This is a genomic window from Gammaproteobacteria bacterium (assembly GCA_013214945.1).
Taxonomy (GTDB): domain Bacteria; phylum Pseudomonadota; class Gammaproteobacteria; order Enterobacterales; family Psychrobiaceae; genus Psychrobium.
In genome coordinates, this window is sequence record JABSRT010000048.1 from 1 (window position 1) to 9,028 (window position 9,028).

At 40.2% G+C, this 9,028-nt stretch carries 9 protein-coding genes and 2 pseudogenes; 5 read left to right on the forward strand and 6 right to left on the reverse strand.

Features of this window, described 5'->3' with window-relative positions:
• Nucleotides 1–24 precede the first annotated feature (24 nt).
• From HRU23_20145 to HRU23_20160, 4 genes and pseudogenes are all read left to right on the forward strand, one after another.
• Entirely contained in the window at nt 25–273 is a 249-nt protein-coding gene (locus tag HRU23_20145; protein NRA56453.1) for a hypothetical protein, read from the forward strand.
• Between the two features lie 329 nt (nt 274–602).
• A complete protein-coding gene (locus HRU23_20150) occupies nt 603–1,769 on the forward strand; it encodes a hypothetical protein (protein NRA56454.1) in 1,167 nt (388 codons plus the stop codon).
• Nucleotides 1,770–1,948: 179 nt separating this feature from the next.
• Nucleotides 1,949–2,050: pseudogene (locus HRU23_20155) on the forward strand (transposase).
• 183 nt (nt 2,051–2,233) lie between these two features.
• Entirely contained in the window at nt 2,234–2,536 is a 303-nt protein-coding gene (locus HRU23_20160; protein NRA56455.1) for a hypothetical protein, read from the forward strand.
• Here HRU23_20160 and HRU23_20165 read toward each other — a convergent pair.
• The 5 genes and pseudogenes from HRU23_20165 to HRU23_20185 all read right to left on the reverse strand — a co-directional run bounded on the left by HRU23_20165 (nt 2,521) and on the right by HRU23_20185 (nt 7,003).
• Nucleotides 2,521–4,047: an IS66 family transposase gene (locus tag HRU23_20165; GenBank protein NRA56456.1), complete on the reverse strand. Its 1,527-nt coding sequence runs from the start codon at nt 4,045–4,047 to the stop codon at nt 2,521–2,523. The two genes, HRU23_20160 and HRU23_20165, sit on opposite strands and share 16 nt — an antisense overlap.
• An 84-nt stretch (nt 4,048–4,131) precedes the next feature.
• Nucleotides 4,132–4,482: an IS66 family insertion sequence element accessory protein TnpB gene (gene tnpB, locus HRU23_20170; GenBank protein NRA56457.1), complete on the reverse strand. Its 351-nt coding sequence runs from the start codon at nt 4,480–4,482 to the stop codon at nt 4,132–4,134.
• Nucleotides 4,479–4,658 carry a hypothetical protein gene (locus HRU23_20175; GenBank protein ID NRA56458.1) on the reverse strand — a complete coding sequence of 60 codons (180 nt, stop codon included), beginning with the start codon at nt 4,656–4,658 and terminating at the stop codon, nt 4,479–4,481. Before HRU23_20175 ends, tnpB begins: the two co-directional genes overlap by 4 nt.
• Nucleotides 4,659–5,357: 699 nt before the next feature.
• On the reverse strand, nt 5,358–6,152 hold the full coding sequence (locus HRU23_20180) for an autoinducer binding domain-containing protein (protein NRA56459.1): 795 nt from the start codon (nt 6,150–6,152) through the stop codon (nt 5,358–5,360).
• 143 nt (nt 6,153–6,295) lie between these two features.
• Nucleotides 6,296–7,003, reverse strand: a pseudogene (locus HRU23_20185) (IS6 family transposase).
• Between the two features lie 135 nt (nt 7,004–7,138).
• Between HRU23_20185 and HRU23_20190 the strand changes: the two are divergent.
• Nucleotides 7,139–7,381, forward strand: a complete 243-nt coding sequence (locus HRU23_20190; protein NRA56460.1) for a transposase — start codon at nt 7,139–7,141, stop codon at nt 7,379–7,381.
• Between the two features lie 111 nt (nt 7,382–7,492).
• Here HRU23_20190 and HRU23_20195 read toward each other — a convergent pair.
• A protein-coding gene (locus HRU23_20195) for an IS3 family transposase (GenBank protein NRA56461.1) occupies nt 7,493–8,946 on the reverse strand; the annotation gives its coding sequence in 2 pieces (ribosomal slippage) (nt 7,493–8,565 and nt 8,565–8,946; 1,455 coding nt in all).
• Nucleotides 8,947–9,028: the final 82 nt, after the last annotated feature.

The window sequence follows — 9,028 nt, forward strand, 5'->3', positions numbered from 1 at the left end:
GGCTCAAGCAAAGACAACAATGCTATCGCGTTTACACTGTACGACTATTTAGAACTTGCCGATTGGAGTGGGCGAGCAATACACCCCAATAAACGTGGTTCGATTGACGATACCACTCCAAAACTAATTAATAGGTTAGGGATTAGTCCTGACGATTGGATCGAAGTGATAAAGAACTTTAGGCGGCAATATGGTCACTTTGCTGGTAGCGAATACGCGTTGCGACAATGCGCAAACGACCACGGACAGTGTTGGCATAAAGGCGTCGGCTAAAACACCACGGTAAATACAACCTACAACCGCCTTAAAGCTGGCTTTGTCATGTCTGCGATTCGAAATTGTGAGTAAATTGGACACGAGTTACCTAACAAAAAATAAAATCTAGTAAAAACACTAAAACAAAGACCAAATGAGATCAGTTCGTAAGCAATTGACACAAGAAGTTTAGCCGTCCAAATTATATGGGTGTCAATAATTCTATTTATACATTTAGTTGGATATAACTTTAAGAACATTATCTTATTGTTTATAATGGAATTTCTAGTTGTATGCAAAGTCTACATATGGATTAACCCTAATAATAAAAAGGACACAGCGATTCAATGCGCAATATTCTAATTTCTATCATTCTTATATCAACTCTTGCAGGTTGTGCAAGTACACCGGCCCCAGAAGAAAAAGACAAATCATTTGTAAAACAAACATTTGATAATGCTAGTTCTGTTACGTCAGCTCTAGAAGTAGAGGTTGGCTCTGAGTATTCCTCGACTTTTAAATCTATTGGAGCTGGATTCGGTTCAACAGTAGATGCGATAGAGTCGGATTATGGTACTTTTTATTTATTTAGAACCAAAACAGGGCATGCTTGGCCTATGCATCAACATCCTTTTTATGATGCTGCTAAAAAGTCATTTACAGCTTCTTGTGCAGGAGAAGTAAGCCCTCTGACAGGCTTTGAAAAAGCAGACAGAAAAGGGCTGTTTGATCCATTACACTATACGACTGAAGACAAGCTTGACCTAATGAAGAAACACGCCACTACTCATGCAGGGAAGTTTCCATATTACCTGAAGCTAAGTTATGGCAGTATGCTCGATAGAGAAAAAGAACAATACCGTGATTCCTTGAATAATATTGGCTTTCTATTTTTGAACGAAATAAGCGTGACGGGTGAAGAGCACACTTGGAGAAAGGAGATGAGGCAGCTGGTTAAAGGTTCGCAAAGTGCTTGTTATAGAAATGGAAAGATTCATGGTGCTGTAATTTATTTTAGTTCGTACTATGGGGTTAAAGAAGGTGGATATAATTCAAGCACTGTGCCTAAATCTGGCAGCCATTCTTTTGTAGGGCTTTATATACCACCTGAAACTGCAAATAATGTAGCTCAACATGCATTTGAGTCTCGCTATGCGAATGTTCTCCGTCAGAGTGATAAAAAACAGCGCCGAGAAAACAAAAGGCTCGCTCGAAAGAAAGCATTAGATAACCACAATGAATATCGTGCTGCTGTATGGAGTAATCGCTTTAAGTTGGACTATACGCCAGGTGATAAGGTATGTTCCGCAGACAACAAAATGGGGTATGTGGAAAGCGCCAACGAACGCAATGTGAAAGTTTGGTTTAAAGGTATTGTAAGAGATAAAGAGTCGAAGTTTTTCTTTGGAAACTCAGACTCACTTCCAGATAGCAAGTTTTACTATCGTAAAGTTGATGAAACTACATGGGTGGCAAAAGGTGATATTGCTCGATGTGATTTCACATCCGTCTAGTTGAAATTGGTTAATAAAAACAGGAGCATTGCAGTTGCAATGCTCCGAAATCTAGTAACTTCAATAACAGTACCTTTTAAAGTAATTTCAAAGTAATTTCAGACACCCACAAATTTTAGACGGCTAAACGTTTTTTGTACTACGCTAGAGTTCTACCTAACGAAAGTGGGAGAAGTACCATGGCTAGAGCGAGAAGCGGTCTCATTGATTTGTCGGCAACACCGTATTATCACGTGGTTTCACGGTGTGTTCGACGGGCGTTTTTATGTGGCGAAGATAAATATCCCGAATTCATGTTCTAAGTGCACCACTTACTAAATGATTAATTCATAAACACTTCTTCTGCGGTCTGGTAATTTAGTATTTTTCTAGGGCAATGAGTTTTAGACACCCAAAAATTTTAGACGGCTAATTACTTTTTGTACTAGGCTAGAGTCCTACTAAACGAGAGTGGGAGTAGCATCATGGCTAGAGCGAGAGGAAGTCTCATCGATTTATCGGCGACACCTTATTATCACGTGGTTTCACGGTGTGTTCGGCGTGCATATTTATGTGGCGAAGACAAATACTTGGGTAAAAATTACAACCACAGGCGACAATGGGTGTTAGACAAAATTCATCTGGTGTTACGCGTTGACCGTAGCCAAGGGTTAACATGGTCACAAGATGAAGTAATTGAACGCTGGTATCGTCTTTATAATGGCAACGCCTTGGTTGATTTATATGTAAGCGCACAACTAACCAGTTGCGCTTACCCTAACGTGTAATCGAGCTGCACATTCCACGGCATCAGTGCCGTTAAATCGGTTTGTTCATCTAAATTTGGTAGTGTTTTGAACAAGTGCTGGAAGTAAAAATATGGATTGATGTCATTGGCTCGGCAAGTCATTACGATACTATAAAGTGTCGCGCTCGCTTCAGCTCCTTTAACCGATTGTGAGAACATCCAATTTTTCCTGCCTGTGGTGAACGGCCTGATATCTCTTTCGGTAATATTATTATCGATACCTAATTCACCATCATCGATATAACGAATGAGCTTTTCCCACTGATTCAATGTGTAGTTTATCGCGGTAGCGATATAGCTTTTAGTGGTTAGTTTTTCTTTGGTTTCATCAAGCCATTGTTTGAAGGCATCGAGTATCGGTTTCGATTTTTCTTGTCGCAGTTGATACCGCTCGGCAACGGATAACTTCTTGGCTTTTATTTTGTTTTCAATTTGGTAAAGCTTGCTGATAAAACTAATCGCTTTATGCGCTCGACCTTTACTCTTTTTCTCCGCTCTTAAGGCTTCGTCATATTTACGACGCGTATGTGCCCAGCAACCTACGGCTAAAATACCGTCGACATTATCATAAACACTGTAACCATCACATTGCAGGTAACCTTCAAAACCCTGTAAAAAGTTTTTAAGGTTCTGGCGACTGCGACCCGGTTGGTAATCATAAATAACAACCGGCTGCTCACTCACTTCGTTGCTACGGTAAACCCACATGTAAGACTGGCTCGTTGCCAATTTATCTGGCTCGTCTAACACCTGCACTCGGGTTTCATCGGCACACAAGCTATGTTGATTAACGAGAACTTGTTGCATAGCTTCGATCAGTGGTTTGAGGATAGCGCCTGACTTTATGCACCAGTTCGCCAACGTCGCGCGTGATATATCCAGACCACCGCGTTTAAAAATTTCAACTTGTCGATACAGTGGGAGTGCATCACAGTATTTAGCAGTTACCACGGCCGCCAATGTTTCTGCACTAGCAATGCTGCGTGGAATGGGCTGCTTAGGCTTGCTGGCTGTGACCACTTTACTCGTGACTTGAGTTTGTTCACATTCACGACAAGCATATTTGAACTGTTGATGTTTGATGACGCTGATTTTAGCTGGGATAATTTTTATCTGTTCACTCGTTTCGCTGCCACAGATATGCATTTGATGGCCACAACACGCACAGCTTGCATCTTCTAGCTTATGCTCTACTTCTTCACGTTCAAGATGACTTGGCAGTGATTGCTTGCCTTTCTTATGATGCTTGGGCTCAGTCTCGGACTTGATGTGTTCTGCTTCATTGAATGTGCCACGAGGTGCTTTTTCACTTTGCTTACCAAAGCGTTTTGAGTTACTCAGATTTAGTTTACTAATGAGTAAATCGATTTGACGTTGTAAAGAATTGTTATTTTCTTTTAGCGTTTTATTGCTTAATTCAAGCTGATTCACCTTTGCTTCAAAGGCCGCTAATTGCGCTTTAAGTTGTTCAACACTGGGATCTTTTGTCACGTCAAATCGTTATTATAGGGGCTAATGCCGATAAGCATGACACACTGGCAGGATCGTTCAAGGCCCCAAAAATGATCATGCTAATTACATGACCGATAACCCCTGTAATCGTTGGTGTTTAGTACGATTGAACACCGGAAGCCCGGATAGTAGCCATTGTAGTTGGCGTTCTTCAATGTGCATGGCACTGGGTGTTTCATCATGTTTTGGCCACTGAAAACGACCTTGTTCTAAGCGGCGATAGTAAAGCCAAAAGCCATTAGTGTCCCAGAATAATATTTTTAATTTATCTCGCCCACGGTTACAAAAAACAAACCAAGCCTTGCTTAAAGGATCAAGTTCGAGTTCATCAGCAACAATGATCGATAGGCCATTAATTGACTTTCGCATGTCGGTAACGCCAGTGACAAGATAGACCTGCGTAGGGCTAATCATGAGATTAACGCTAATATCTGATGAAGTTTTTCGAGAGTAATATCGTCATCGAACGTCAATTGATAACCACTTGGCGTTTTGATCATCAATGAAGAAACTTGGGACATGATTGATTCACCGACAAATAAAGGCACAAGTTGCTGTTTTTTCTTGAGGCTTGCTTCTGGCTCTGCCAATTTTTTTCGCCAGGAATAATACGTTGATATATTAATTTTGTATTGTTTGCAGAATGTCGAAATCGTTAATCCGCTATCGTTATGCTATTTAAAAATTGACTGCCAGTGTGCGATTTTTTCAGGTGACGCCATAATAATCTCAATGTTAAAAATATTGAGATTATTATTCTAGAAGCCCATTAACATTGGTAGGTGGGGTTAAATGAGCGCTTACGTAATGGGCGAGGTTAGGTCAATGAATCCAAACCGATACGCGAGTGTTGCAATGGATTTAGACCTGGCATGGGGTGTTGTAAATAGCGATTTTAATTCACCTAACGTCGATGTCTTTTTTAGCATGGGGTTTAACGCGATAAATTCCTGGATCATACCCGCAGGAAATTTGAAGTAGCGTGACAAGTATTTATGATTCTCGAATTCTTGAATCGTATACTTCTCTTCACGGTGGTTGCCAATGTGAAAGATCAACAGCCCCTAGAAAAAACGAGTTATTTTGGCTACGCGAGCAACTAAAATATAAGAATTAAAAGTGTAATTGACATAGCTGATAGGGATTATATGAAGTATTTATTATAGGAATTAAACTTAAGTCATCATACACCTGATTTACAGCCAAAAAACAGATCAGGAATGAGGCTTCATTTACCTTGCTAGAAAAACTTAAAATTGGAATATTAGGACATTGATGAGAATATCAAGCTAAAAAGATGTCAGCCCAAAACTCACACCTCTAGCTATAGCGTGAGATTTATTTGTAACATCAAATTTTTTAAATATATTCTGCATGTGGAACTTAACCGTTCGTTCAGCTATCCCCATTATTTGAGATATTTCCCAGTAACTCTTTCCTGCAGTGCACCATTTTATAACTTCTAGCTCTTTTACAGTTAGTTTAGGCCTCCACCAAATATTCTGACGACCAAGGATTTCCGATATGTGGGGGAGTATTTGTCGTAAGATGACAGACTGAACATCATCGAATGGGGTTGCTCCTGAGCCAATTGATACAACATTGGAACTAGAGGCTATCGAGTGCTTCATTGTTCCAAAACTAATACCGTTTAACAAATCATAGTCTGTGGCTATCTTAATAAATTCACTACTTTCCTCTTTTCTATGCTTATAAGCGTCACACCAATTGACTGAACCTTCAGATTTAAACGCAAGCGGAATAACAGGGTCAATCGCGATTAACCCTTTGCTTTCATAAATTTCTTTCCAGCCATGTAAGCCAAAGTGGTGAGATTGAGCATTCGCTAAACTGCTTGTTGAATGCCCTATCATTAAACAACCAATACCTAATTTGTGTGACAGAAGTTGATAAAAATCATTTATATCTTCCTTCGAATTTAAATGCAAGCAACGATTTATTAGCTCAATTGTTAACGCAAAGTCAGATTTAGTTAGCACATTAGCCCATAAAAAAAAGAATAAAATTGCAATGAGGGGAAACAAACAGACCTCAAGTAAAGTCAAAAAACAAGAAACCACCATAGCATGGCAAAATCCCCACCAAATAACAACACCCTACCGATATTAATCACAATATTTAATATATGTACCTAGTTCAGTGATTATGGACATTTTGGTATTGTCAACTTATCGATCTGAGTCGAGTAATCTCGATCAAATACTCCTTAATCTAAATTTTGGACACAACTAACCCTATTCCATTCTATAAATGATCGATCACGGAAAAAACGATAGTGTTTCGCTTGCATTAAATGATGCCTAGTTCGAAATAAATTATTCACCACACCATGGCAACTCAAAAAACGTTGAGCTTACCCATGGGATTTGAACCTCCGCATTTGCCTTTCTTGCCGCCGAGTGGGCTGGTGTGATAATTCACATCCATTGTTTTCATACTGAACTGTTGAGTGCTCAATACTTGGTATTAATTCTTTTTTAGCGGTTGAATAACTTGCCAATTTATCCGTCACAATCTTTAACGGCATCATCCCTTGCCCTTTTAGTAATCGCTTAAAGAAACGCATCGCAGCCCTCTTATCCTTGCGTTTTTGAACCAAAATATCGATTTCATCACCGTCTTGATCTACAGCTCGCCAAAGGTAATGTAATACACCATTGATCTTAATAAAGACCTCATCCAGATACCAAATATCTCCAAGCTGACCACGACTCTTTTTTATTTGATTGCAGTAAATAGCTCCATATTTTTTACACCACTGACGAATCGTTTCATAACTGACAACGACACCTCTAGCTGCAAGTAATTCTTCGATATCACGAAAACTGAGCGTAAAACGATGATAAAGCCAAACTGCGTGGCTAACAATTTGGGCAGGATAGCGATAACCTGCGTAGATATTTGAATTTTTCATACATTGATTATCGCATGTTTTTTGAAAGAGGCCTTAACTTGACAGTACCCTCAAGAGCATGCGCCTAATAACTAAAGTGGTCTAATTATATTGGAGAGAGTTATAGCGTAAAATAGATAACTCTAGGAATATATAATGACCGACAGAAGACAAATGAAAACACGAATAACAGTCACCAAAGAACAAAAATTAGAATTTGCTAAATTGATGATCGATGATGGTGAATTAGTCTTGCAGATAATGGAAATATCAGGTGCATGTGAATCGGCTGTTTCACGTTGGAAACGACAATATGCTAATGAAATTGACGGTCATACACCTAATAAAGCTGCTCTAACGCCAGAGCACCAGCGGATTCAAGAGCTTGAAAACAGCTAAAACGTGCCCAACGGGACAATGATATATTAAAAAAGGCTGCAGCCTTCTTCATCCTGGAAAACAGCAACCTCAGTTGCGGAGTTTGTCAAACTAGTTGTCGCGATCGCTACGTTATGCACTCTCAACTTTGACGATCTCTCGTTCAGGGTTTAAGTGCACTTCTTGCGGTAAATCCCAATCGCGAATGTTACCACTCCAACGCTCAGGATTTCGTTCCTTAGCACGCTGATAAACTTCTTTTCTATTTGCTAATACTTTCTCCGCCAACCCCGAATGTCTTTGATGAGGAGTGACGTACTTGATGCCGCTATGTTTGTGGTTGAAATTATACCAGTGGCTAAATTTCAATACCCAATCACGTGCTTCATCTATTGTTGAAAATCCTTTATAAGGATAATCTGGTCTATATTTACACGTTTTAAAAATCGACTCGGCATAGGCATTATCATTGCTCACGCGAGGACGACTAAATGACGATGCTACGCCTAAACTATAAAGTGTTTCAAGCATTGAGGATCCTTTCATCGGGCTTCCATTATCCGAGTGAAGCACAAGCGGATTATCTCTAACACTTTCTTTTAAATGGGTCTTTCTGATCAATGTCGACGCATTTCCTGCTGATTCGTCGTCATGAATTTCCCACCCAACAATCTTTCGGCTAAATATATCCAATATCAAATACAGGTAAAAATGCAGTCCTTTTACGGGGCCAGGCAACCAAGTGATATCCCAACACCACACTTGGTTTGGCCCTGTAGCGCAATGTGTCGTAGGCGCTTTTCTTTCTTTTACCTGACTACGCCCGCGTGCGTTTTGCAGTTTTTCTTCATGAAGAACACGATAATATGTCGATTCAGAAGCAATATAAATTCCATTATCAGCCAGTGCCGGGACGATTTGGCTTGGTGGCAAGCTCTTGAAATCGTCGCTATTAACGGTGGCCAATAAGTTGTCTCGATCCGATTTTGACAGCTTGTTTTTCGGTTCAGGACGCTGGGCACTTGGTCTACCATCAGTTTTGATATCCCCATCAACAATCCACCGTTGATAAGTCCTAACACTGATTTCAAGCTCGGCACAGGCTTTAAATCTTGCCGCACCACAAGCAACTGCCTCACTAATTAATTCAACCGCTTGAACGCGAACTGAGTCGAGGATCATTCGTCCTCGGTTTCCCCCCAGATCGCATTTGCTTTTTTTCTTAGCACCAGTAACGCAGCTGTTTCAGCTAGCGCCTTATCTTTTCTCCGCAGTTCCTTTTCTAATTGATTAATCTGCTTTTTATCTTTTTTAGATTCAATTGTGAAGGCTTTTTCCTGCTCTTTAACATTAGAATTAGCATCCATACAAGCACTTCGCCAAGCGGCTATCTGTTCTGCGTAAAGACCTTTACTACGGCAATACTCCGCCAATTCTGCTTGATTTAAAGATGCTGTTTCCAACACTACCGAGAACTTATTTGCTGAAGACCATTGTTCAGCATTCTTTCCATCACCTGGCACTAAATGCCCCTTATTAACTGCTTGTTTACGCCAATTATACAAGGTTGATTCACCAATACCCATCTCGATGCGTATTCCGGCGAACGTGAACACTGATTCCGGTTCATCGTGAACACCTAATCATTCAATGCATTGCCCGACCTCT

Bases quoted from the DNA above. Each gene is read 5' to 3' on its own strand.
- HRU23_20180 (NRA56459.1), bottom strand. From the start codon at position 6,152: ATGGTGGTTTCTTGTTTTTTGACTTTACTTGAGGTCTGTTTGTTTCCC.
- tnpB (NRA56457.1), bottom strand. From the start codon at position 4,482: ATGATTAGCCCTACGCAGGTCTATCTTGTCACTGGCGTTACCGACATG.
- HRU23_20190 (NRA56460.1), top strand. From the start codon at position 7,139: ATGACCGACAGAAGACAAATGAAAACACGAATAACAGTCACCAAAGAA.
- HRU23_20160 (NRA56455.1), top strand. From the start codon at position 2,234: ATGGCTAGAGCGAGAGGAAGTCTCATCGATTTATCGGCGACACCTTAT.
- HRU23_20150 (NRA56454.1), top strand. From the start codon at position 603: ATGCGCAATATTCTAATTTCTATCATTCTTATATCAACTCTTGCAGGT.